The 23,660-nt window shown below is 46.9% G+C and carries 25 protein-coding genes and 1 pseudogene; 25 read left to right on the top strand and 1 reads right to left on the bottom strand.

The features are described from left to right. Position 1 precedes the first annotated feature (1 nt). Together coaD and VSQ61_RS06520 are read left to right on the top strand one after the other, a co-directional pair. Positions 2-493 carry a pantetheine-phosphate adenylyltransferase gene (coaD, locus tag VSQ61_RS06525; RefSeq protein WP_334343637.1) on the top strand — a complete coding sequence of 164 codons (492 nt, stop codon included), beginning with the start codon at positions 2-4 and terminating at the stop codon, positions 491-493. Positions 494-578: 85 nt separating this feature from the next. Continuing rightward, positions 579-1,151 carry an ATPase gene (locus VSQ61_RS06520; RefSeq protein WP_334343636.1) on the top strand — a complete coding sequence of 191 codons (573 nt, stop codon included), beginning with the start codon at positions 579-581 and terminating at the stop codon, positions 1,149-1,151. On the opposite strand, the gene VSQ61_RS06515 is transcribed toward VSQ61_RS06520, so the two are convergent. Then, positions 1,132-1,965 carry a transporter gene (locus VSQ61_RS06515; RefSeq protein WP_334343635.1) on the bottom strand — a complete coding sequence of 278 codons (834 nt, stop codon included), beginning with the start codon at positions 1,963-1,965 and terminating at the stop codon, positions 1,132-1,134. The genes VSQ61_RS06520 and VSQ61_RS06515 overlap by 20 nt on opposite strands. Positions 1,966-2,095: 130 nt before the next feature. Between VSQ61_RS06515 and VSQ61_RS06510 the strand changes: the two genes are divergently transcribed. From VSQ61_RS06510 to VSQ61_RS06400, 23 genes and pseudogenes are all read left to right on the top strand, one after another. After that, positions 2,096-3,544 carry an aminoacyl-histidine dipeptidase gene (locus tag VSQ61_RS06510; RefSeq protein ID WP_334343634.1) on the top strand — a complete coding sequence of 483 codons (1,449 nt, stop codon included), beginning with the start codon at positions 2,096-2,098 and terminating at the stop codon, positions 3,542-3,544. A gap of 40 nt (positions 3,545-3,584) precedes the next feature. Beyond that, positions 3,585-4,244, top strand: a complete 660-nt coding sequence (locus tag VSQ61_RS06505; protein ID WP_334343633.1) for a M23 family metallopeptidase — start codon at positions 3,585-3,587, stop codon at positions 4,242-4,244. A 39-nt stretch (positions 4,245-4,283) separates the two neighbouring features. Continuing rightward, positions 4,284-5,105 (top strand): GTP pyrophosphokinase, encoded by an 822-nt coding sequence (locus VSQ61_RS06500; protein ID WP_334343632.1) that lies wholly within the window; start codon positions 4,284-4,286, stop codon positions 5,103-5,105. 38 nt (positions 5,106-5,143) lie between these two features. After that, positions 5,144-6,580: an RsmF rRNA methyltransferase first C-terminal domain-containing protein gene (locus VSQ61_RS06495; protein ID WP_334343664.1), complete on the top strand. Its 1,437-nt coding sequence runs from the start codon at positions 5,144-5,146 to the stop codon at positions 6,578-6,580. Beyond that, the gene (locus tag VSQ61_RS06490) at positions 6,567-7,286 is read left to right on the top strand and encodes a pseudouridine synthase (RefSeq protein WP_334343631.1); all 720 of its coding nucleotides are present in this window, start codon (positions 6,567-6,569) and stop codon (positions 7,284-7,286) included. Before VSQ61_RS06495 ends, VSQ61_RS06490 begins: the two co-directional genes overlap by 14 nt. A gap of 38 nt (positions 7,287-7,324) precedes the next feature. Further along, positions 7,325-7,990 (top strand): HAD family hydrolase, encoded by a 666-nt coding sequence (locus tag VSQ61_RS06485; RefSeq protein WP_502877020.1) that lies wholly within the window; start codon positions 7,325-7,327, stop codon positions 7,988-7,990. A 36-nt stretch (positions 7,991-8,026) separates the two neighbouring features. Next, the gene (locus VSQ61_RS06480; RefSeq protein WP_334343629.1) at positions 8,027-9,907 is read left to right on the top strand and encodes a YgiQ family radical SAM protein; all 1,881 of its coding nucleotides are present in this window, start codon (positions 8,027-8,029) and stop codon (positions 9,905-9,907) included. Positions 9,908-9,987: 80 nt separating this feature from the next. Next, a complete protein-coding gene (locus tag VSQ61_RS06475; protein WP_334343628.1) occupies positions 9,988-10,752 on the top strand; it encodes an SDR family NAD(P)-dependent oxidoreductase in 765 nt (254 codons plus the stop codon). Between the two features lie 77 nt (positions 10,753-10,829). Further along, positions 10,830-11,441 (top strand): hypothetical protein, encoded by a 612-nt coding sequence (locus VSQ61_RS06470; protein WP_334343627.1) that lies wholly within the window; start codon positions 10,830-10,832, stop codon positions 11,439-11,441. A gap of 18 nt (positions 11,442-11,459) precedes the next feature. Next, positions 11,460-12,461: an RluA family pseudouridine synthase gene (locus VSQ61_RS06465; RefSeq protein ID WP_334343626.1), complete on the top strand. Its 1,002-nt coding sequence runs from the start codon at positions 11,460-11,462 to the stop codon at positions 12,459-12,461. A 196-nt stretch (positions 12,462-12,657) separates the two neighbouring features. Continuing rightward, entirely contained in the window at positions 12,658-13,680 is a 1,023-nt protein-coding gene (locus tag VSQ61_RS06460; protein ID WP_334343625.1) for a tetratricopeptide repeat protein, read from the top strand. A gap of 93 nt (positions 13,681-13,773) precedes the next feature. Then, the gene (locus VSQ61_RS06455) at positions 13,774-14,307 is read left to right on the top strand and encodes a metalloprotease family protein (RefSeq protein ID WP_334343624.1); all 534 of its coding nucleotides are present in this window, start codon (positions 13,774-13,776) and stop codon (positions 14,305-14,307) included. 18 nt (positions 14,308-14,325) lie between these two features. Beyond that, positions 14,326-14,859, top strand: a complete 534-nt coding sequence (locus VSQ61_RS06450; RefSeq protein ID WP_334343623.1) for a Holliday junction resolvase RecU — start codon at positions 14,326-14,328, stop codon at positions 14,857-14,859. 149 nt (positions 14,860-15,008) lie between these two features. Continuing rightward, positions 15,009-15,923: pseudogene (gene hisZ / locus VSQ61_RS06445) on the top strand (ATP phosphoribosyltransferase regulatory subunit); the annotation flags it as partial. Between the two features lie 48 nt (positions 15,924-15,971). Next, positions 15,972-16,661, top strand: a complete 690-nt coding sequence (hisG, locus tag VSQ61_RS06440; RefSeq protein ID WP_334343663.1) for an ATP phosphoribosyltransferase — start codon at positions 15,972-15,974, stop codon at positions 16,659-16,661. A gap of 40 nt (positions 16,662-16,701) precedes the next feature. Then, positions 16,702-17,751, top strand: coding sequence for an acyltransferase family protein (locus VSQ61_RS06435; protein ID WP_334343622.1), 1,050 nt, complete (start codon positions 16,702-16,704; stop codon positions 17,749-17,751). 200 nt (positions 17,752-17,951) lie between these two features. Continuing rightward, positions 17,952-19,253, top strand: a complete 1,302-nt coding sequence (gene hisD / locus VSQ61_RS06430) for a histidinol dehydrogenase (RefSeq protein WP_334343621.1) — start codon at positions 17,952-17,954, stop codon at positions 19,251-19,253. Between the two features lie 6 nt (positions 19,254-19,259). Then, positions 19,260-19,847, top strand: coding sequence for an imidazoleglycerol-phosphate dehydratase HisB (gene hisB / locus VSQ61_RS06425; RefSeq protein WP_334343620.1), 588 nt, complete (start codon positions 19,260-19,262; stop codon positions 19,845-19,847). Position 19,848: 1 nt separating this feature from the next. After that, positions 19,849-20,937 carry a bifunctional phosphoribosyl-AMP cyclohydrolase/phosphoribosyl-ATP diphosphatase HisIE gene (gene hisIE, locus VSQ61_RS06420; RefSeq protein WP_334343619.1) on the top strand — a complete coding sequence of 363 codons (1,089 nt, stop codon included), beginning with the start codon at positions 19,849-19,851 and terminating at the stop codon, positions 20,935-20,937. 22 nt (positions 20,938-20,959) lie between these two features. Further along, complete coding sequence (locus VSQ61_RS06415) at positions 20,960-22,267, top strand: hypothetical protein (protein ID WP_334343618.1); 1,308 nt, start codon at positions 20,960-20,962, stop codon at positions 22,265-22,267. A gap of 23 nt (positions 22,268-22,290) precedes the next feature. Beyond that, entirely contained in the window at positions 22,291-22,617 is a 327-nt protein-coding gene (locus VSQ61_RS06410; protein ID WP_334343617.1) for a hypothetical protein, read from the top strand. A 6-nt stretch (positions 22,618-22,623) separates the two neighbouring features. After that, entirely contained in the window at positions 22,624-23,313 is a 690-nt protein-coding gene (locus tag VSQ61_RS06405) for an AzlC family ABC transporter permease (RefSeq protein ID WP_334343616.1), read from the top strand. Further along, positions 23,310-23,645 (top strand): branched-chain amino acid transporter permease, encoded by a 336-nt coding sequence (locus VSQ61_RS06400; protein ID WP_334343615.1) that lies wholly within the window; start codon positions 23,310-23,312, stop codon positions 23,643-23,645. Before VSQ61_RS06405 ends, VSQ61_RS06400 begins: the two co-directional genes overlap by 4 nt. Positions 23,646-23,660: the final 15 nt, after the last annotated feature.

The following is a 23,660-nucleotide window of genomic DNA, read 5'->3' as shown; positions in this document are numbered from 1 at the left end:
GATGGTAAGAGCAATTTATGCAGGAAGCTTTGATCCGGTAACCTTCGGACATCTGGACATTATTGTGCGTGCCTCCCGGGTTGTGGAGGAACTGGTAGTGGGTGTTTTGAATAATCGTGCAAAATCTCCGTTGTTTTCTGTGGAAGAACGTGTTAAGATGTTAGAAGAAGTAACAAAGGAATACCCAAACGTGAAAATCAGATCCTTTACAGGGCTGTTAGTAGAATTTGCAAAAGAGTGTGAGGCTCGTGTAATTGTCCGGGGATTAAGGGCCATTACCGATTTTGATTACGAGCTTCAGATGGCACAGACTAACCGGATTATGAGTCCGGATCTGGATACCATATTCCTGACAACCAGCTTGGAGTATGCTTATCTAAGCTCTACAACCGTAAAAGAGGTGGCAGGCTTTGGAGGCAATATTTCTGCCTTTGTACCTCCTTATGTAGAAAAAAAGATACAGGAGCGGATGGAAATATTGCCAAAGGGGTAAGCTAGTATAAGACCCGAGTTTTCAGTGAGAAGGGTGCCGCTGGTTAGAAGGAACAGAGGCATAGATCTTGAAAAGGAGAGCAAGCATGAGCAGCAAAATCGAACAGATTATTGAAGAAATTGAGGAGTATATTGATGGCTGCAAGCCGCAGACATTATCGAAGACCAATATCATTGTAAATAAAGAAGAGATCGAGGAACTTCTTCGGGAGCTTAGAATGAAGACCCCGGAGGAGATAAAGCGATATCAGAAGGTACTTGCCAACCGGGATGCTATCCTTGCGGATGCACAGGCAAAGGCGGATGCCATTATCAAGGAGGCGAATATACATACCTCCGAGCTGATCAACGAGCACGAGATCATGCAGCAGGCGTATATTCAGGCAAATGAGATTATGGCAGCGGCGGAGGCGGAGGCTCAGCGGAAGCTGGATGCGGCAACCATAGAGGCCAACAATTTTCGGATGCAGGCCATGCACTATACAGATGATATGCTTGGCAATCTCCAAAACCTGATTCATAAGACTATGGAAAGCCATATGGCAAAGTATGAGAGTATGATGGGGTCCTTACGCAGTTTCAGCGATATTCTGGCTAATAACCGCAATGAGCTGGCGCCGGCCCTGAATGAAGAGGAGCTCAGTGACCTGGAAGAATGAAATACCCCGTAGCAAGACAGACAACAAAGGCGGTTGTCAAAAGCTTTGCTTTGAGATAGTTCCAAAATGATAAACCGCTGTCCAGGATCATGCTTTCCGTCTGGGCAGCGCCGGAGAGCCCTCCAAAGGAGAGAAAGCACAGAACAGAGAGATACCGCATAAGAACCGGAAGGGACAGATCGGATGTAACCAGAGCAATCCCATTGGTCATTTCCAGAAGTCCCACACTCAGGTAGGTTACAGAGGAAGACGGACAGGGGATCCGTATCAGAAGTCTTGCCAGCATGGAAAACAGGATGATATAACACCCAAGCTTCAGAATACTTTCCAGTCCGTTCATCATACAGACATCTACGATTTTGAAGCTGATTTGAGATCGGGATGTCTTATTTTCTGCGGTCAGATTTTCAAAGCTTCTTCCTCGACGGGAAAAAAGAGCTAACAGGAGGGGAACGCCATAGACCAGCATCAGAGTAGGAAGCAGAAGCTCCGGAGTTTTTAAGGAATCCGTCAGGCAATAGCCTGCAAGAAAGGCCGGGCTTGCATTATTGCAGAAGGTAAGAAGGTAATTTCCTTCCTCTAGGGTGATGCGCCCTTCCCGTACCAGATCCCCTGCAAGCTTGGCACCGATGGGATATCCGCACAGAAAGCCGGCGGCAAGGCAGAAGCAGCCGTTTCTGGAACAGCCAAAGAGCCTGTGGAGGACAGGATAGAGGAAGCGCGTCAGGTATGCAATTCCGTCTATGGCTATGAGAAGATTGGACAGGATCAAAAAAGGCAGAAGGGTAGGTACCAGAGTGTGGAACCACAGCATAAGCCCTGCTTTTGAGGCAGCTACTCCATGAACCGGGTCTAGGAGAAGGAACGCCAGCAATATCAATATTACGGAGAAATAAAGTATTTTTTTCATCATATTCATATATATGAAAGACAGGAGGCAGCTTATGAGCAAATTAATAAATCTTGAACCGAAGAAAGTATTTCGGTATTTTGAGGAACTGTGCGCCATTCCCCATGGATCCGGCAATACAAAAGGTGCCAGCGACTACTGCATGGAATTTGCGAAGGAGCATAGACTGACTGCATGGCAGGATGAGGCATGGAATGCAGTGATTGTGAAGGAAGCCTCCGCAGGCTATGAGGATGCGCCTACGGTGATTCTTCAGGGACATCTGGATATGGTCTGTGAGAAGGAAGCAGATAATCCCATAGACTTTGCGAAGGATGGATTAGATCTCATAGTGGAGGGGGATTTGCTTTCGGCTAACGGAACCACTCTGGGCGGCGATGACGGAATTGCAGTTGCCATGGCTCTTGCAATTTTGGATGATGAGTCTATTGCGCATCCCAGATTGGAGTGTGTGTTTACCACAGATGAGGAGATAGGGCTCTTAGGCGCAAATGCTATGGATATGAGCAGTCTTCAGGGAAAGCGCCTGATTAATATTGATTCGGAGCTGGAAGGAATTTTTACTGTAAGCTGTGCAGGGGGTATGCGGAGCAAGTGCATTCTGCCTGCGGCATATGAGGCTGTAGAAGGTCTAAGCTTCCGGATTGCAGTGGAGGGCCTTTTGGGCGGACATTCGGGCATGGAGATTCACAAAGAGCGCGGAAATTCCAATATTTTGATGGGACGGCTGCTCTGTGAGCTTTCCCGTGAATTGGATTTTCGGCTTGGCGCTTTAGACGGCGGCTTGATGGACAATGCGATTCCACGCAGAACGGAAGCTCAGATCTATATAGGCGGGGATAAGGAGAAACAACTTACAGAGGCACTAAGAAAATGGGATGCTGTTTATAAGAAAGAATATTCCTCAAGTGATCCGGAAGTTACCGTTTCCTTTGAAGCAGAGGGAAGAAAAAAGGGAAAGGCTTTGAAAGCGGAAAGTGCGTCGAAGCTGCTTTATCTTCTGCACATGGTTCCGAATGGCGTTCAGAGGAACAGCATGGAGATTCCGGATTTGGTGCAGACTTCTTTGAATCTGGGAACCTTAAAGCTTATGGAGGAGGAAGCTTATCTGGTTTTCAGTGTGAGAAGCGCTGTAGAGACAGAAAAGGAAGCTCTGGGGAGCAGGCTTCGTCACTGCGTGGAATTTCTGGGAGGAACCTATGAGGAAACCGGCTCCTATCCCGGATGGGAATACAAGAAGGATTCTGTCCTTCGGGATACTATGGTAAGGATTTATGAAAAGCTGTATGGGGAAAAACCCCAGGTAGAGGCCATTCACGCCGGTTTGGAGTGCGGCATTTTCAGCGGAAAGCTCAAAGGTCTGGACTGTGTTTCCATCGGTCCGAATATGTATGATATTCACACGCCTAAGGAGCGCCTGAGCATTTCTTCCGTAAAACGTGTATATGAATTTGTCCTGGAGGTTCTAAAAGAGCTTCATTAAGCATATAGTAATGGATGGAGTATAAAAAAGTGGAGCGCATATGCGGCTGTCAATTGCTTCTTATCTGTTACTGATTATCACAGTATGTTTTCTGATTCAATTCCAGCTTGTCCGGATGGAGGAAATGACTCATTCGGTTAAGGAGGAATCAGAAGCAGAAGAACAGGCTCGAGAGTTTTACGAGCTGTATGAGAATATTTGGAAGGATCTGGTCTATTTTCCTGTGCCTGAATCCACAGAGAATGAGGAGGCTGTGGTTGCCTATGAAAATAGCTGGATGTTTGAGCGTACTTACGGCGGCTCCTATGGACATGAGGGGACGGATCTGATGGCCGGGATTCAAAAGGCCGGTTACTATCCGGTGGTAAGCATTAGCGACGGGGTAGTGGAAAAGATTGGCTGGCTGGAAAAAGGGGGCTGGCGCATAGGTATCCGAAGCCTTCATGATGTATACTTTTACTATGCCCATCTTAGTTCCTATGCAGAGGAATTTAAGGAGGGGGATGTGATAAAGGCCGGGCAGATCTTAGGATATATGGGCGATACTGGCTACGGAGTTAAAGAGGGGACCAGCGGAAAGTTTGACGTGCACCTGCATCTTGGGATTTACATACGTACAGAAGAAATCCGTGAGCTGGCAGTTAATCCCTATTGGTTCCTGAAATATCTGGAACAGAGCAAGCTGCGCTGTTCTTACTGAGGCAGTCATACTGCGGCAGAAAAGGAATGGAGATTACAAATGGAAATACAATTATGGCGGGAAATATTAAATCCTTACGAGCTTGCCGTTAAAGAAGTGACAACAAAGTTTAACCATTTGATAAAAGAGCATAAGGACAAAGGAATCTACTGTCCCATTGAACGGGTAGAGGGCAGAGTGAAAACCATTGCCAGTATTCTGGATAAATGCCAGAAGAAAAAGATTTCTCCGGAGCGGATCGGGGATCGGATCGTAGATTTGGCAGGTATTCGGATTATATGCCAGTTTGTAGAGGATATTGATCGGGTGGTTGAGATTATACGAAACCGGATGGATATGGAAGTAAAGCAGGAGCGTGATTATATCCGACAGATGAAGACCTCCGGCTACCGCAGCTATCATATGATTATCTTCTATGAAGTGGATACCTTAGAGGGTCCAAGGAGGCTTCAGATGGAGGTGCAGATCCGAACCATGGCCATGAATTTCTGGGCTACGGTGGAGCACTCTCTCCAGTATAAGTATAAGCGGAATATTCCGGAGCACATTAGGGAGCGGCTTTTGAATGCGGCAGATGCGATTATTGTACTGGATAATGAGATGTCCAATGTGCGCAGTGAGATAATGGATGCGCAGATTTCTTTCCAGATTCAGGCGAATATTGTGGCGGATATTTTGAATAATATTCAGAATCTTTATAATGTGGCCAATAAACGGGAGATTGTGAAGATTCAGGATGAATTTTACCGGATTTATGCCATGAATGATATTGAGAAGCTGGAACGGTTTGACAAGCAGCTGGATATGATCGCCGAGGGTTATCGGGCACAGGCTTTATCAGAAACCACCAAAATCACTTAATCAGGCAGTACAAAGGAAAAGGATATAAGAATATGGCAATGGAATTACCAGAAGCATTTCTGGAACATATGAAGGATTTACTGGGAGCAGAATACGAAGCTTTTTTGGAAAGCAGGAAGTCGTCGGGCTTCCGCGGACTTCGTGTGAATACTTCCAAAGTGGAGGCGGAGAAATTTGAAGAAATTTCTCCTTTTCCTTTGGAAGCAATTCCGTGGATTCCAAATGGTTTTTATTTAAAAGAGGATGCTCCGGCTTCCAGACATCCTTATTATGCTGCAGGGCTTTATTATCTGCAGGAACCAAGCGCTATGACACCGGCGGCATGCCTGCCTGTAGAAAAAGGAGATCGGGTTCTGGATCTCTGCGCAGCTCCGGGAGGAAAGGCTACGGAATTGGCGGCTCGTCTTGGGGGGACGGGGATACTGGCTGCCAATGATATCAGTAATTCCAGAGCCAAGGGACTTTTAAAGAATCTGGAGCTTTTCGGAGAGGGAAATATTCTGGTTACCAGCGAAAATCCGGAACGGCTTGTCTCCTATTTCACCGGATTTTTTGATAAGATTCTCGTAGACGCTCCATGTTCCGGGGAAGGAATGTTTCGAAAGGATCCGTCTATGGTAAAGGACTGGCTGGAGCATGGACCAGACTGGTATGGGGCTGTTCAGCGAAAACTGGTGGAGCAGGCGGCACAGATGTTAAAACCAGGGGGGATGCTTCTCTATTCTACCTGTACCTTTTCAGCGAAGGAGAATGAGGGAACCGTTGCTCATCTTCTGGTCCATGAGCCGGAGTTTCGTGTATGCCCTCTGCCCCAATATGCTGGTTTTTCGCCGGGCAGGTCTGAGCTTGCCCCGAAGGAAACGGGCGGGCTTTCCAAGGACATCTTGGAACAATTAAAGCATTGTGTGCGTATCTATCCTCATCGCATGAAAGGCGAGGGACATTTTCTGGCTTTGCTGAAAAAGAACGGAGAATGTCCGGAACAGGAAAATGATTCAGGGAGACAAAGCAAATTTTCTGAAAAGTCTGCTGTGTCCTGTCCTGAATGGGAGCAGTTTTCCAGGTGTCTTGGAATTTCGGTTCCCAAGGAAAGCCTTCGCTTGTATGATGGAAAGCTTTACAGCCTGCCAAAACCTCTCTGGAATCATTCCATCCGCGGTCTGCGTTTCCTGCGAACAGGGCTCTATCTGGGAGATGCAGAAAAAAAGCGGTTTACCCCCAGTCAGGCTCTGGCTATGTATTTGAAGAAAGGAGCTTGCGGCACAGGGATAGATTTTTCTGTTTCGGATCCAAGGGTGATTCGTTACCTGAAAGGAGAGACTTTGGATGTGGACGGAATGGATAAGATTCTTCCAGGCTCTGGCTGGTGCCTTGTCTCTGTGGACGGTTTCCCCCTTGGATGGGGGAAGCTGGTAAGCGGGCAGCTTCGGAACAAATATTATCCAGGCTGGAGGTGGCAGCATGCGGCTGGATAAATATCTCTGTGATATGGGTGCAGGTACGCATTCACAGGTGAAGCAGAAGATTCGAAAAGGTCTGATTACGGTAGAAGGAGAGACGGTGCTGCGCCCGGAATACCAGGTAGAGCCGGAGCAGAAGGTTTGTGTGGAGGGTGAGCCCTTCACTTACACAGAAATGGAATATTACATGCTGAACAAGCCAGCCGGCTGTGTCTCGGCCAGAACCGATGAACATTGCCGGACAGTCCTGGAATTGCTTCCGAAGAAAAAAAGGAAAGATCTGTTTCCGGTAGGACGGCTTGATAAGGATACGGAAGGATTGCTGTTGATTACCAATGACGGAAAGCTGGCACATCTGCTTCTGTCCCCTAAGCGCCATGTGGATAAGACCTATGAGGCAAGGATTCAGGGACAAGTGACCAGAGAGCATGTAAAAGCATTTCAAGAAGGTTTGGATATTGGAGAGGAACGTTTAACCCTGTCTGCTGTCTTGGAAATATTGAATTCCGGGGAGATTTCTCAGGTACGAGTGACGATTCAGGAGGGGAAATTTCATCAAATTAAGCGGATGTTTCAGGCAGTAGGCTGTGAAGTTCTTTATTTAAAGCGGCTTTCTATGGGAAGCCTGACTTTGGATGAAAGCCTGAAGCCGGGAGAGTATCGATTTTTAACCGAAGCCGAGCTTGCGAAGCTGAAATTGGAAGTTGGGGTTGAAGGGTAGTGTTCGGCTAATGGGGAACTGGAATGGAGGAAATGAAAATGTTAGAGAATATAAAGGCAGTCTTGTTTGATATGGACGGAACCCTGGTGGATTCCCTGTGGATGTGGGGAGATATTGATGTGGAATATTTGGGAAAGCACGGATATGAGGTTCCTGCGGATTTGCAGCATACCATTGAGGGAATGAGCTTTTCCGAAGCTGCCGTCTATTTTAAAGAGCATTTTAAGCTTCCTTCCAGTGCAGAAGAGATCAAGGATGAGTGGATTGAGATGGCAAAGGATAAGTATGCCCATGAAGTGCCCTTTAAGCCGGGAGCTTTACGTTTCTTAAAGCATCTGAAGGAACAGGGGATTCCTATGGGAATTGCTACCAGCAGCAGCCGTGAGCTGTTGGAGACGGTGATGGAAGCCCTCAAACTCTCTGATTACATGGATTACTGCATGACTTCCTGCGAGGCCGGAGCAGGAAAGCCGGCGCCTGATATATACCGGAAAGTGGCAGAACAGCTTGGCGCTGTTCCTGAGGAATGTCTGGTATTTGAGGACACTATTGCAGGGATACAGGCAGGACTTAATGCCGGAAGTAAGGTCTGTGCTGTGGCAGAAAAACAGTCGGAAAGCTGGAAGGAGCAGATCCTTAAACTGGCAGATTATTACATAGAAAGCTTTGACGAGATTCTGGACGGGACATATAAGCGCCTGTAAGATTGACATAAAGAGTGAACAGTCAGGAGGTCGGAAATGAGAAAAGAAGGATTTGTGCCAGCCACAAAAGAAGAATGGGACAGCCTTTATGGCGGGCAGCCGGATTTTGTTTATGTAATCGGTGATGCTTATGTGGATCATCCCTCGTTCGGTCCGGCCATTATCAGCCGGGTCTTAGAAAGCAGAGGCTATACAGTGGCCATCATTTCCCAGCCGGATTGGAAGAAAAAAGAAAGCATTCAGGTATACGGAGAGCCCCGCCTTGCTTTTCTTGTATCTTCCGGGAATATGGATTCTATGGTGAATCACTATACTGTGTCCAGGAAGCGCAGAAGCAGGGATGCCTACACCCCTGGCGGATTTATGGGAAAGCGTCCGGATCGGGCTGTAATTGTCTACAGCAATCTCATTCGGCAGACCTACAAGAAAATCCCCATTATATTGGGAGGAATCGAGGCCAGCCTTCGCAGGCTGGCTCATTATGATTACTGGTCTGACAGCTTTCGCCGCTCTGTTTTGCTGGACAGCGGAGCGGATCTGATTTCCTATGGAATGGGAGAGCGTTCTATAGCAGAGATTGCGGATGCTTTGGATGGAGGAATTGATGTAAGGGATCTGACCTATATTGAGGGAACCGTGTATCGCACCAGCAATTCGGAAATCATTTACGATGCGATATACCTGCCGGATTATGAAAGCATGTGTAGGGACAAGCGTTTTTACGCCGAAAGCTTTGCCATTCAGTGGCGGAATACAGATCCTTTCAATGGAAAGCGTCTGGCAGAGCAGTATGGGAAGCAGCTTTATGTGGTGCAGAATCCACCGGCTAAGCCTTTGTCTCAGGCAGAAATGGACGATATTTACGCATTACCCTATATGCGGGCCTGTCACCCCAACAGCCTTAGATGGGGTGAGGTTCCGGCTATTTCTGAGGTCAAGTATAGTCTGGTTAGCTGTCGGGGATGCTTTGGGTCCTGTTCTTTTTGCGCTTTGACTTTTCATCAGGGGCGGATCATTCAGTCGCGCAGCCATGAATCCCTGTTAAAAGAAGCAGAACAGATGGTAAAGGAGCCTGACTTCAAGGGATACATCCATGATGTAGGCGGTCCTACAGCCAACTTTCGCCATCCGGCCTGCAAAAAACAGGAGGTTCATGGGGCCTGCAGGGAACGACAGTGCCTGTATCCGAAGCCCTGTAAGAATCTTATAGCGGATCATAGGGATTATCAAGCGCTTTTAAGGAAGCTCCGGGAGCTTCCGGGAGTGAAAAAGGTCTTTGTTCGTTCGGGGCTCCGCTTTGACTATCTGCTGGCTGATCCGGAATCCTCTTTCCTGAAGGAGCTCTGCACCTATCATGTGAGCGGACAGCTAAAGGTGGCGCCGGAGCATGTATCGGATACTGTGCTGGCAAAGATGGGAAAGCCCTCCCGGTCTGTCTACGAGAAATTCTGCCGTCAATATGGGGAAATGAATGAGCGCCTTGGAAAGAAGCAGTATCTGGTTCCGTATCTGATGTCTTCTCATCCCGGATCCGGCTTAAAAGAGGCCATTGAACTGGCCGAGTATTGCAGGGACCTGGGTTATATGCCGGAACAGGTGCAGGATTTTTATCCTACGCCCTCCACTGTTTCCACCTGTATGTATTATACAGGTTTGGATCCCAGAACCATGGAGAATGTCTATGTGCCGAAGGATCCCCATGAAAAGGCTATGCAGCGTGCTCTGATCCAATATCGGGATCCGAAGAATTATGAGCTGGTGAGGGAAGCTCTTGAGAAAGGCCGTCGGACTGATCTGATTGGCTTTGGTCCTAAATGTCTGATTCGGCCCAAAAAAGGAGAAAGCACACAAAGACGTCCGGAACAGATCCGGAAACGCAAAAAGATTATACGGAATGTACACAAGCGGCCGGGCTAAGCAGCTTTTAAGCAGCATTTACAAAATAATGTTTATTAAACAATATGAAAAAGTACAAAAGGGAAAAGGATAAGAGCAATATGAAACACATTGCGTTAATTACCGGAGCATCCTCCGGAATCGGAAAAGAATTTGTCCTTCAGATTGCGGCTGCCTATTCATCGCTGGATGAGATATGGGTACTGGCCAGAAGGCTTTCGGAACTTCAAAAGCTTAAGGCAGAGCTTTCAAAGAAACAGATACGCATCTTACCACTTGATTTGTCTCAGGATATGGATCTGGAAGCCTTGGAAAAATACTTAAAAGATGAACAGCCCTGTATCCGCCTTCTTGTAAACAGTGCAGGCTGCGGCAAAAGCGGTCCCATAGCAGAGCAGGGCTGGAGGGATGCCTGCAGGATGCTGGATGTAAACTGCAGGGCCCTGACAGCAGTAACCATGATCTGCCTGCCTTATTTGAGAAAGAAAAGCCGTGTAATTCAGATGGATTCAGGTGCAGCCTTTCTGCCTCAGCCGGGCTTTGCCATTTATGCGGCCAGTAAATCCTACGTTTTTTCCTTTGACCAGGCATTAGGAGCAGAACTAAAGGGCAGAGGAATCACTGTAACCTCCGTATGCCCGGGGCCTGTAGACACCGAATTTTTCCATAGGGGGGGAATCACCATAAGCCCCTGGAAAAAAATATTTCTTGCAAAGCCAGAGAAGATAGTACGAAAAGCATTGTTTGATGCAGAGGCAGGCAAAAACCTTTCCATATATGGATGCTCCATTCAATTGGTTCGCCTGACAGCCAAGCTGCTTCCGCAAAAGCTGCTCCTTGGAATCATGAGACGCATGCTTTTGTAAGCGGAAGTATTTTGCAGATTGTATTTTCCTGTAAGATAAGCTACAATAAAAGAGCCTTTAAAAGAAAGGAGATTGCGGTGAAAAAAATCCCAAAGGGCACATTCGGCTACACGGATGCCCATAAAAAACAGCAATTATTAAAGACCTTTATATTTTTTCTTCTTCCTCTGGCGATCTTTCTGACAGGCTGCATAACTACAAAGACAAAGCAGAATTATTTCACCGTTGTGGCTGTAGTAGGCTGTCTGCCGGCCTGCAAGGAAATGGTGAATGTGCTGATGTTCTTGAAACGGAGTTCTATGCCGGAAAAGCTGTATCAGGAGATCGCTTCCCACACAGAAGGAAGCAAGGGAATGGAGACAGCCTACGAGCTGGTGCTGACCACCTATGAGAAGTCCTATCCAATAGCAGCAGTAGCAATTAAAGGAAATGAAGTCATAGGTTATACAGACACAGCAAAAGAAACTGACTGGAAAGCAGGAGAGGAGCATATTCGAAAGATTCTCAAACAGAATGGAATCCCTAAAGCCCATGTGCACATCTTCCAGGATCTTCCCCAGTTTCTGGAACGGATAGACGCTCTGGCAGCCCAGAAAAAAGAGAACCTGCCCTTCACACCGGACGAGCGTTACCCGAACCTTACCCGAGAACAGGTGATACGGGAAGTGATTCTTGCATTGTCTATTTGAATCGGAGTACTCTGTTTTATGAAAATCATTACAATCAAAACAAATGAAGCAGATCAGCGGCTGGATAAATTTCTGGCTAAATATATGGACAAGGCCCCAAAAAGCTTTTTTTACAAAATGCTTCGGAAGAAAAATATTACATTGAATAAAAAGAAAGCTGATGGAAGTGAGCGCTTGAAGGCAGGGGATGAGATCTGCCTGTTTCTATCAGAGGAAACCATAGCAAATTTTTCTGGATCCCGGACATATGTAAAGCCGCAGACAGTCTGCTCCTGTAAAAAGCCGGAGATTATTTATGAGGATACTCATATTCTTCTCCTAAACAAACCGGCAGGCTTGCTGTCGCAGAAAGCAAAGCCAAAGGATGTCTCTCTGATAGAGCAGATGACTGCTTATCTGATAGAATCGGGGCAGTTAAGGGAAGAAGATTTAAGAACCTTCCGTCCAGGAATCTGCAGCCGCCTTGATCGAAATACCAGCGGCCTGATTGCTGCCGGAAAGAGTCTTTCAGGACTTCAGTCTATGAATGAACTTATTCGAACTCATAGCTTACGCAAATTTTACCGATGCATTGTATCCGGCACAGTTCATAAACAGCAGCGGATAGAAGGGTGGCTGAAAAAGGATGAAAAATCCAATCAAGTTACGATTTATCAAAAAGAGCAGAAGGACAGTCTTTTTATCTGCACCGAATATTTGCCGCTGAAAACTATTTTACTTGGAGGAAGAACATACACCTATTTAGAAGTCAATCTGATTACTGGGCGTTCCCATCAGATCCGGGCACATTTGGCAAGTGCAGGACATCCTCTGATAGGCGATGCCAAATATGGAAATCCAGATATAAATAAATATTTTCGAGAACATTACAGTCTGAAATATCAGCTTCTCCATGCGTTTCGGCTGGAATTTCCGGAGCTTTCCGGAATCTTGGAGCCCCTTTCCAATCGGCAGTTTACAGCACCTTTTCCGCCGATTTTTGCAGGAATTTTGAAGCAGTCAAATATCTTGCAGGAATGAATCAGAGATATAGTTTGCTATAAAGTTAAAAAGAATTTATGTAAAGATAGCCCTAAAGCCGCTGAGCTGGGGCTTTTGTATTCTCTCAAAACTCTCTTATAACAACCTGGGCTGATTGCATTTATTTTCAAATTATTATATAATTTGAAAGAAGTTTCAGTAAAAAGAAATGCACATAAGGGAGGGAGAGGATACAATGGATTATCAGAATAAATACAATTCCCTAGGACCAGGATTTGAGATAAATGATTTGAGTAAGAGCAAAAAAATTCCTGTGCCGGTTTTTTTGTTTTTGATGGCTGCTGTACTTTTGGCAGGCGTTTCTATGGGGCTGTTTCCGGAAACCTTTTCGGATTATAAAGTTTTCCGTCAGGCAGAGGAGCGCATAGAGAACGGTGAGACCTCTGGGGCCTTACAGGGGCTTTATGAGGTACAGGAGCGGCATCCCAATTCTTTGCCTGTAACCCTAAAGCTTATCGAGCTTTCTATGGATACAGGTTATTACGATCTGGCAGCTTTTGTATTCAATGAGTATCTGGTCGGAAAAAATTTAAGTGACGGTCAGTATGCCAAAATGATGCGCTATTCCAGACGGCTGGACAGCTACTATCTGACCTATGACGCTGTAGAAGAGTTAATGGCAGAGCTTAATGCAATGGCAGCAGAGGATGAAAGTCAGGAAGCTATAGAAAATCAGACAGAGTGGTTTCGGGGAGAGCTGGCAAAGCTTCATGAGGATGAAAGTCAGGATCAGGCATTTCTATACTATTATGAAGCAATTACAGCTCAAGATGAGGAAGAATATTATAATTGTCTTAAGAAAGCCTATGCAGAAGACCCGGAGCTTTTTGATCTGCGTGTCCTGTTGGGGAATGCGGAGCGAAGCAGAGGAAAAATGGAAGAGGCTGAGGACTACCTTACGGCTGCCGTCGCTAAAGATAAGCGAGATGCAGGAGCCTTGAGGGGGCTGGCTGTCCTGGCAATGCTGGAGGATGATTTTAATGAGGGACTTGTAAAGGCAAGACAGGCTTATGAAGCGGATCCGGACAGTATGTATGTGAGAGACACCTACCTGATTGCCCTTCATGTAAACGGCGATGCGGCAGGAGAGCAGGCCATGATGAAAGAGATTGAAGATCTGGAGGGTTCCTTGGAGGAGGACACAAAGCAGCTTCTGGAGGGAACCATGACCCTGCAGGAATATTATATGAGTGATTAGCGCATTGTACCCATACAGAGCTGAACACATGCGCTGAAGTGACTTTACACTTTCGTACCCTTGTGCAGCAACTTAAAAAGGAGACTTAAATTTATGATAATACCAGGAGTTTTAATTTCATTGCTGACCTTTCCGGGAGTCGTAGTTCATGAACTGGCTCACCAGATTTTCTGTATGCTTTGCGGACTTCGTGTTTTTGAGGTAAAATATTTTCAGATGGGCAATCCAAACGGTTATGTGATCCACGAATCTACAGACCGTCCTTGGAAAGTGTTTCTCACCTGCATGGGGCCGTTTTTCATTAACAGTGTACTGGGAATGGTGATTTTGCTTCCGGCTTCCATCTCCCTTATGGTATTTCGGGAATATAACAATCCTCTGTATCTGCTCCTTGGCTGGCTTGGCTTTTCTATTTTGATGCATGCCTTTCCAAGCAGGGGGGATGCGAAGGTTATGATCAACCGTATTCTTAAGGATCCCGATGTAAGCCTTTTGTGGAAAGTGATTGCAGCGCCCTTTGTAGGCCTTATATATGTCTGCTCCATCGGAAGCATCTTCTGGCTGGATCTGCTGTACGCAGCAGTCCTTGCTATGCTGATTCCCTGGTGTTTGGTACAGATCCTGTAAAAGGAAGGTTAAAAAGCTATGGCAACTTGGAATTCCAGAGGTTTGCGAGGTTCCACCTTAGAGGAGCTTGTAAACCGAACCAATGAAAAATACAGAGAGCAGGGGCTGGCGCTGATTCAGAAGGTGCCTACGCCTATTACGCCTATAAAGATAGACAAAGAGCACCGGCATATTACCCTGGCTTATTTTGAGCAGAAAAGTACAGTGGATTACATTGGAGCCGTCCAGGGGATTCCGGTGTGCTTTGATGCCAAGGAATGTGACAACGATACCTTTCCGCTCCAGAACATTCATGATCATCAGGTGAAATTTATGGAGGATTTTGAAAAGCAGGAGGGGATTGCCTTTCTGATTCTGCTGTTTTCCCACCGGAATGAGCTGTATTTTCTGACCTATGAGAAGATGCGCCAGTTCTGGGACAGGGCTCAAAACGGAGGCCGAAAGAGCTTCCGGCATGAGGAACTTAATCCGGAATATATCTTAACTCCCCATGGAGGGTATCTGGTGCCTTATCTGGATGGAATACAAAAGGTAATTGACAGTCAGGAATAAATGTTTTATAATAGCAGACGTTACTTTATTATATTAGCACAATAAAGTAAAGGCGTACAAAGATCATGTATAAATTTAAGGAAACACCCTTCGGGTATCCCTTTATGTACAAACAACATGTACAAATTTAAGGAAAGGTTCAATTCAATATGAAAAGTCAGGAACAGATTTTACATACGCCGGAGGGCGTTCGTGATATTTACGGAAGCGAATTTGTACAGAAATTCGAGCTTCAGCAGCAGCTCTACCGCCTGCTGGCAGGGGAGGGGTATCAGGGAATTGAAACTCCTACCTTTGAGTTTTTTGACGTGTTTTCCAGGGAGGTGGGAACGGTTCCTTCCAGGGAGCTGTACAAGTTTTTTGATCGGGAGGGCAATACGCTGGTGCTTCGTCCGGATATTACGCCCTCCATTGCCCGGGCTGTATCCAAATATTTCCACGACGAGACGCCTATTCGTCTCTGTTATATGGGTAATACCTTTATCAATTATGACAAATATTTGGGCCGCTTAAAGGAGAGCACCCAACTGGGCGCAGAACTTATGGGAGACGGAAGCGTAAAGGCGGATGTGGAGATGCTTTCACTTCTGATTAAAGCCTTAAAGGAGGCCGGATTAAGAGAATTTCAGGTAAGCATCGGTCAGGTGATGTTCTTTAAGAGTCTCATGAAGGAGGCCGGAATTGACAGCCAGACGGAAAAGCGGCTGCGGCAGCTGATCTCCAATAAGAACCGATTTGGAGCAGAAGAGTTGCTTTCCGACTGTGAGCTGCCGGATGAGCTTCGCCGTATTTTCCTGGAAATGACTGCCTTATCAGGCGGTGTAGAAGTAATCGAAAAGGCAAAAAGGCTTACAGGCAATGAGGAGGCCTTAAGTGCCCTTGAACGTCTGGAGCGGATTTATGAGGGCTTAAAAGCGCTGTCCTGCGAGGCTTATATAAGCTTTGACCTGGGAATGCTCAGCAAGTATAATTATTACACCGGAATTATTTTCCGGGCCTACTCTTACGGATACGGAGAGCCTATTGTAAAAGGAGGGCGCTATGACACCCTGCTGTCCCATTTTGGACGGGAGCTTCCTGCCGTGGGCTTTGCCATTGTCATTGACCAGCTTATGCGGTCTGTCAGCAGAAACGAGAGAGCCTGGCAGGATACTGTTTCTCAGGGGGAGCGTTATCTGACCATAGCCCTGACCAAAGGACGGCTGGCAAAAAAGACTTTGGAGCTCTTAGAACAGATCGGCGTTACCTGTGAGGAGATGAAGGATCCGGACAGTCGAAAGCTGATTTTTGTAAATAAGGAACGCAGGCTTAAGTTTTTTCTGGCAAAAGGGCCGGATGTGCCTACCTATGTAGAGTACGGCGCCGCAGACATTGGAGTAGTGGGCAAGGATACGCTGGTGGAAGAAGGCCGGAAGATGTATGAGGTTCTGGATTTGGGCTTTGGAAAATGCCGTATGTGCGTCTGCGGGCCCAAAGAGGCGAAAGAAAAGCTTGAATCTCAGGAGCAGATCCGGGTGGCTACCAAGTATCCGGACATTGCAAAGGATTATTTTTATAATCGGAAGCAGCAGACGGTGGAGATTATTAAGCTGAATGGCTCCATCGAGCTGGCGCCGCTGGTAGGACTTTCCGAGGTGATCGTGGATATTGTAGAGACAGGGTCAACCCTTCGGGAAAACGGCCTGGAGGTGCTGGAAGAGATTATGCCCCTTTCTGCAAGGATGGTGGTAAACCAGGTGAGTATGAAGCTGGAGCATGAAAGGATTTACGGTCTGATTCGGGACTTACAGGCTGTTTTGTGAGGGCTTGATGCTTTGACGTTTGCTGTAAAAAGGAGATTGTATGCCGAAAACGAGACTTTATTATCTGGATATGGCAAAGGGTGTGGGGATTTTTCTGGTGATTCTCGGTCACATTGAATATCTGGCCCCAGGTGTTCAGCGCTGGATTTCTTCCTTTCATATGCCCCTGTTCTTTGTAGTCGGCGGTGTTTTGGCATATAGAAAAGAGGATTCAAAGGACTCCTGGAAGGAGCAGTTAAAAAGAAGGGCCAGGGGAACGCTGATTCCCTATGCTTCTTTTTCTATTATGATGCTTACCATGCGTACCTTTGAATATTTTGTGCAACCGGAGCGGATTACAGAAAGAGAGCTTGCCAAGGAGTTTGTAGAGAGCCTTACGGGATATGGCCTTTATACCCTTTGGTTTCTGCCGGCCTATTTTTTTTCCGGAGCTCTGTTTGCTCTGCTGTGCCGCAGGCTTCGCAGAAAGCAGCATTTTGAATGGCTGTTGAGTTTGACGGTTTTTATTCTGACAGCTCTGGCCCTGGGAATTACTTTTGCGGTTCATGCAGACCAGTATCCGGTTACCGAAGAGACTCTGCTTTGGTATGCCGGCATGGGTGTGCTGATTGTGTTTCTGCGTATGCTGCTGGTGCTTCCCTTTTTCTGGCTTGGCCGTCGGTATAAAAAAATGGAAAAGACCAATGATAGGAAGCTCTTTCTTTTCCTGACAGGTATGGGACTTTTTCTTGCGGGAACTCTGGGGGCAAGGGGACTTCCGGGGATGGATCTGCATTATCTCTGTCTGTCCCCACTTCACTATGGGGTTGCAGCAGTCTCCTGCATGGGAATTCTGAATATGCTTCGGGCGCTGCCTGCCAGCCGGATCCTTTCTTATCTGGGACAAAATTCTTTGATAATTATGTGTACACATGCAGGGATGTACGTGTTATACTATGTATCATTGGGAATGTTTTTTGTCCGGAAGTTTATTCCTATGACAGATCCGGTTCTTTATGTATGCATTACCATTATGACCTGTGCGGCGGAGGTTCCGATTATTTATATTTTTAATCACTGTTTCGGACATCTGCTGGGTAAGAAGAATTGACATAGAATAGTCCAGCTAAGAAATGTCAAGTGTTTATTAGAAATATTTTCTGCTGGACGGTAAAGTCGCAAAGGCACATGAGAGGAACTTTCCATGAGTGCCTTTTCGAATGAAAGTTCCTCTCATTACAGGTGTGCCGAAGTGATTTTACCCTTTAGTACCGCTGCTCAGCAACTATAACTTAAGATAGGAGGAAATAGATGAGAATTACAGCACTTAACGCATCCAGCCGGAAAAACCTGCTGGATGAATTGTTAAAACGAAGCCCCAATCACTATGGAGCTTATGGGGAGCAGGTAAACGCTATTTTGGATGAGGTAAAGGAAAAGGGGGACGAAGCTCTTTTTTCTTATACCGAGCGTTTTGACGGAGTAAGGATTACAGAGGATACCATCCGTGTCACCCGGGAGGAGATAGAGGAAGCATACCAGAAGGTTGAGCCAGAGCTTCTTAAGGTAATCCGAAAAGCCCTTGTGAACATCAAAAGCTTTCACGAGAAGCAGAAGCGGAACAGCTGGTTTGACAGCCAGCCGGACGGTACGCTTCTGGGTCAGAAGATAACTCCTCTGGCAATGGTTGGTGTGTACGTGCCCGGAGGAAAGGCAGTGTATCCTTCTTCGGTGCTGATGAATATTGTTCCGGCAAAGGCGGCCGGAGTGGAGCGGATTATTATGACCACGCCGCCGGGCAGGGATGGAAAGATCAACGTCAATACGCTGGTGGCTGCTCATGAGGCCGGAGCGGATGAGATTTACAAGGTGGGCGGAGCACAGGCCATCGGCGCTCTGGCCTATGGAACAGAAAGCGTTCCCAAGGTGGATAAGATTGTAGGCCCGGGGAATATCTATGTGGCTTTGGCAAAAAAAGCAGTCTACGGCTTTGTGAGTATTGATTCCATCGCCGGACCCAGTGAGATTCTGGTGCTGGCGGACGAGACGGCCAATCCCCGGTATGTGGCGGCGGACCTTCTGTCTCAGGCAGAGCATGATGAGATGGCTTCTGCGATTCTGGTAACTACAAGCAGAGAGCTGGCAGAGCAGGTGTCCAGGGAAGTGGACGGCTTTCTTACAGAACTTTCCCGAAGGGATATTTTGGTGAAATCTCTGGAAAACTATGGATGGATACTGGTGGCGGATACCATGGATGAGGCCATTGATACAGCCAATGCCATTGCCTCCGAGCATCTGGAGATTGTGACGAAGGATCCCTTCCAGGTTATGACCAGGATCCGCAATGCAGGAGCAATTTTCATTGGTGAGTATGCAAGCGAGCCTCTGGGGGATTATTTTGCAGGGCCAAATCATGTACTGCCGACCAATGGAACGGCGAAGTTCTTCTCCCCCCTTGGGGTAGACGATTTTATGAAGAAATCAAGTCTTATATACTATTCCAAAGAGGCTTTGGAGGCTGTTCATGAGGATATCATCCGTTTTGCCGGGGCAGAGGGACTGACAGCTCATGCCAATTCCATCGCTGTGCGCTTTGAACAGGGAAAGGAGTGAGGGGCCATGAATCGGACAGCAGAACTTGCAAGAAATACAAAGGAGACTCAGATAACCCTGTCCCTTAATCTTGACGGTACGGGGAGGGCGGATATTTCTACAGGCGTAGGCTTTTTTGACCATATGCTGAACGGCTTTGCCCGCCATGGGCTTTTTGATCTTGCCTGTCAGGTGAAGGGGGATCTGGAGGTGGACTGCCACCACACCATTGAAGATACGGGAATTGTGCTGGGGCAGGCCATTCGGGAGGCCGTGGGAGACAAGAAGGGGATGGTGCGTTTTGGAAGCTGCATTCTTCCCATGGATGAAGCTTTAGTGCTCTGTTCGCTGGATCTTTCCGGAAGGCCCTGCTATGGGTCGGATGCGGTATTTCCCACAGAACGGGTGGGAGATATGGATACTCAGATGGTGCGTGAGTTCTTTTATGCCATTTCCTACAGTGCAGGCATGAATGTTCATTTTAAAATGCTTGCAGGAGAGAACAGCCACCATATGATTGAGGGAATGTTTAAGGCTTTTGCAAAGGCGTTAGATATGGCCGTTGCATTAGATCCCAGAATTGCAGATGTTTTATCAACGAAAGGAAGTTTGTAGAATGATGGAAAAGAATCGCGGGGTGATCCGCCTGAATCGGGAGTCAGAAAAAGAGGAACAGAATCCGGTTATTCTGGCAAGACATTACAGTGACAATGGAGCAGATGAGATTCTTGTTTTTGACTGCTCCCGTACAGAAGAAGAACATGAGGCTGCTGTTGGAATGATTAAGGAAATCTGCCGGGTATCGGAGGTTCCGGTGAAGGCCGGCGGCCATATTGAGAGAGCGGAGGATGTGAAAAAGCTTCTCTATGCAGGCTGTGCCAAGGTGATTTTGAACTATGCCAAGCAGGGCAACATTGATCTGACGAAGGAAGTATCCAAACGTTTCGGAAAAGAGAAGATTGCGGCCTCTGTGGACAGCTCTGATGTGGTCAGTGCGCCTGCAGCACTGGCAGAAGAGTATGTAAGTGAGCTGATTTCCATGGATGAGCTAAAGCCCTTTAAGGAACAGCTTCGCCCCTTAAGCTGCAATATGGAATGGCCGGAATTTAAGCTGGGCCCGGATGGTCTGGTTCCGGTTGTGGTTCAGGATTACCGGACAGATGAGGTTCTTATGGTGGCTTATATGAATGAGGAGGCTTTCCATAAGACCATTGAGACCGGGAAAATGACATATTTCAGCCGCAGCCGTCAGGCTCTCTGGCTGAAGGGTGAGACCAGCGGCCATTTCCAGTATGTGAAGGAGCTTCGGGTGGACTGTGACTGTGATACCATTTTGGCGAAGGTGTCTCAGACGGGGGCGGCCTGCCATACGGGCAATCACTCCTGCTTCTTTCATGAGATTGCCAAAACTGAGTATCAGAACACCAATCCTTTAAAGGTTTTTGAGAATGTGTATCAGGTGATTGGGGATCGAAAGGTTCATCCCAAAGAAGGATCTTATACCAATTATCTCTTTGACAAGGGAATTGACAAGATTCTGAAAAAGATTGGAGAGGAATCGGCGGAGCTTATTATTGCGGCCAAGAATCCCAATCCTGAAGAGATTAAGTACGAGATGTCGGATCTTCTATACCATGCCATGGTGCTTATGGTGGAGCGCGGCGTGACCTGGGAGGATATTACAAGAGAGCTTGCTAATCGGTAGGAAGCTGCGGAAAGGATGCAAAATGGAGCGTTTAAAGGATAAAAGAACAGGGTGCCTGCTTTTGATTTACGGCATTATCGTGATTGTGTTCCATGTGTTTTTCCTTCAGCTTGGAGACGGGGACGATCCCTATTATATGGCGTGCCTGAATGATACCACCTTTTGGGGAATTTTGTGGGAGCGGTGGAACGACTGGTCATCCCGGATTGTGATTGAGGCGCTGCTGATTTTGGTTGTGCAGCAGCCCGCAGTTCTGTGGATGGTTTTGGATATTCTGATATCCGTTCTGATTGGAGCTTTGGCCGTCCGGTTTGTTTTTGAGAAAAAGGAGGAGATAGAGACTCCCCTTGCGGTTCTGTTGCTTTTTCTTCTCCTTTCCTATGATTTTCGGGAAATGTCCTCTGCCGGATGGATGACTACCACCATCAATTATTGGTGGTCTTTGGCTGCGCTGCTCCTTGTGTTCCTTCCCATGGCTCCCGGAATTACAAAGAGGGGAAGGAAGCGGGCCTATGCTGCTGCCATACCTGCAGCAATCTTTTCCGTTAATCATGAGCAGATCTGCCTTATAGTGCTGTGCCTGTCCCTTTATATGCTTCTTTGTGAATGGATCCGAAAGCGAAGCTGTAACTGGTATGTATGCTTTCTCCTTGGAGTTTCGCTATTATATTTGTATATTATTCTGACTTGTCCGGGAAATGGGATCCGTAAGGACACCAGTATTGATGTGTGGTTTCCGGGGTATGCCGATTTTAATCTTATTCAGAGAGGGCTTTTGGGCTGGTACAGCCTTTTGCTGACCCTGTATAAGGATATCAACTGGACATATTTCCTGTTTACAGGGGTTCTGTTCCTGGCGGTCGCAGCCAAAAGGAGAAGAATCTGGGAGTATCTGATAGCAGGGCTTCCCTTTGCCTCCAATGCGGGGCTCTTGGTGCTGAAGGGAATTGAGCCTTACTGCGGGATTGATTTGGTTCATTATATTGTAAATATTTTTGAGTTTGACCAGCCTGTTGTCTGGTATCAGGGATATCTGCCGAATAAGGCCCGGTTATTGCTGTTTATCTATACAATCTGCTGCTTTTGTGTGGTTTATGCCCTGTTCCTCCTGTGGGGAGCGACGGAAAAGTTTTTGGATATGCTAGTGCTCCTGGTGAGCGTTACTCTTTCCAAGGTGAGTGTGGGAATGTCCCCTACGGTGTGGGTTTCTACAGAGCGGACAAGCATATTTCTGAATTTCGGCTTTCTGTTTCTGGCCATGTTCTGTGCCCTTGAATGGAGGAAGACAGCCTATTCATATTTTTGGCAAGGCTTTCATAAGATCAAGTAAGCTTCCTTTTGAGAGGGATTTTTATGGCGAAAGCACAAAAAACGGGGGGACAGTACCGACAGATGCTTCTTGCACAGCAGGGACACAGAATGGCGGAACCGGAGGAGCCGGTAAGCTTTTTCCGTATCCGTTTCTATATTTGTCTTTGTCTGTTCCTGGGCTATGTGATTTTGGATTATACAAAGGCTTCTGTCTATGAGGTTGACAGTACTCGTATCTATGCGGAGGTACAGCGGGATCTGACGGCGGAGCTTGATCTGGAGGAGACCTTTGCCAGAGCATTGGACAGTATATGGGTATCGGAGGAGGAAACGGATCCCCTGACAGGAGAAAATATCGAAAAAGAGTGACGGAAGATGAGACGAGAGATACGCTATGCATTTATAAAAACCATTCCGGTGCTTCTGGGATATCTGTTTTTGGGGCTTGCATTTGGCCTGCTTTTGCAAAAGAGCGGCTACAGCTTCTGGTGGGCGCTGCTTTCCAGTACGGTTATTTATGCAGGCTCTATTCAGTTTGTGCTGGTAAGCTTCCTTTCCGGAGGGACAAGCCTTTTGACAGCGGCAGTTATGACACTGCTTATTAACAGCCGCCATGCCTTTTACGGCTTAAGCTTTGTGGAAAAGTTCCGGAGCATGAAAACCTATCCTTATATGGTGTTTTCCCTGACGGATGAAACCTATTCACTTCTTTGTTCCACAAAGGTTCCTGAGGGAATGGAGGAAAAAAGAGTGCTTTTTTTGATTTCTTTTTTTGATCAGTGCTATTGGGTTACAGGATCTGTGCTGGGCGCTGCGCTGGGTGAGATTCTGCCTTTTGATATGACAGGGATTGATTTTGCCATGACGGCTCTTTTTGTAACGATTTTTGTGGATCAATGGAGAGGGTCGAAGTCCCATCTCCCGGCTTTGATTGGACTTGGTTCTTCCATTTTATGTCTGCTGATTTTTGGAGGAAGTAATTTTATTCTGCCGTCTTTGATTCTAACTGTCACGCTTCTGATGGCATTAGAGAGGCCCATTGAAAAAAAGGAGGCAGCGCTATGACGAGGACACAGGCGCTTTTGATTATTCTGGTGGCGGCGGTCTGTACGCTGATTACCCGTCTGATTCCTTTTGTGCTTTTTGGCGGGAAGCGTCAGGTGCCGGAGAAGGTACACTATTTGGGAAGGATTCTTCCGCCTTCCATTATGGCTGCGCTGGTAGTTTATTGCCTGAAGGGTGCAGATGTTTTTTCTGCGGATCATGGACTGCCGGAATTTCTCGCTGTCCTTTTGACAGCTCTCCTGCATATCTGGCGGCGCAATGTGCTGCTGAGTATTGCCGCAGGAACTCTGTGTTATATGTTCCTGGTTCAGATTGTTTTTGTGAGCCGTTGACAGATGGAAGGGAAA

Source organism: Candidatus Merdisoma sp. JLR.KK006, assembly GCF_036941035.1.
Taxonomy (GTDB): Bacteria; Bacillota; Clostridia; order Lachnospirales; family Lachnospiraceae; genus Laedolimicola.
The sequence above is the reverse complement of the archived record's forward strand: the minus strand, read 5'-3'. Positions and strand labels throughout refer to the sequence as shown.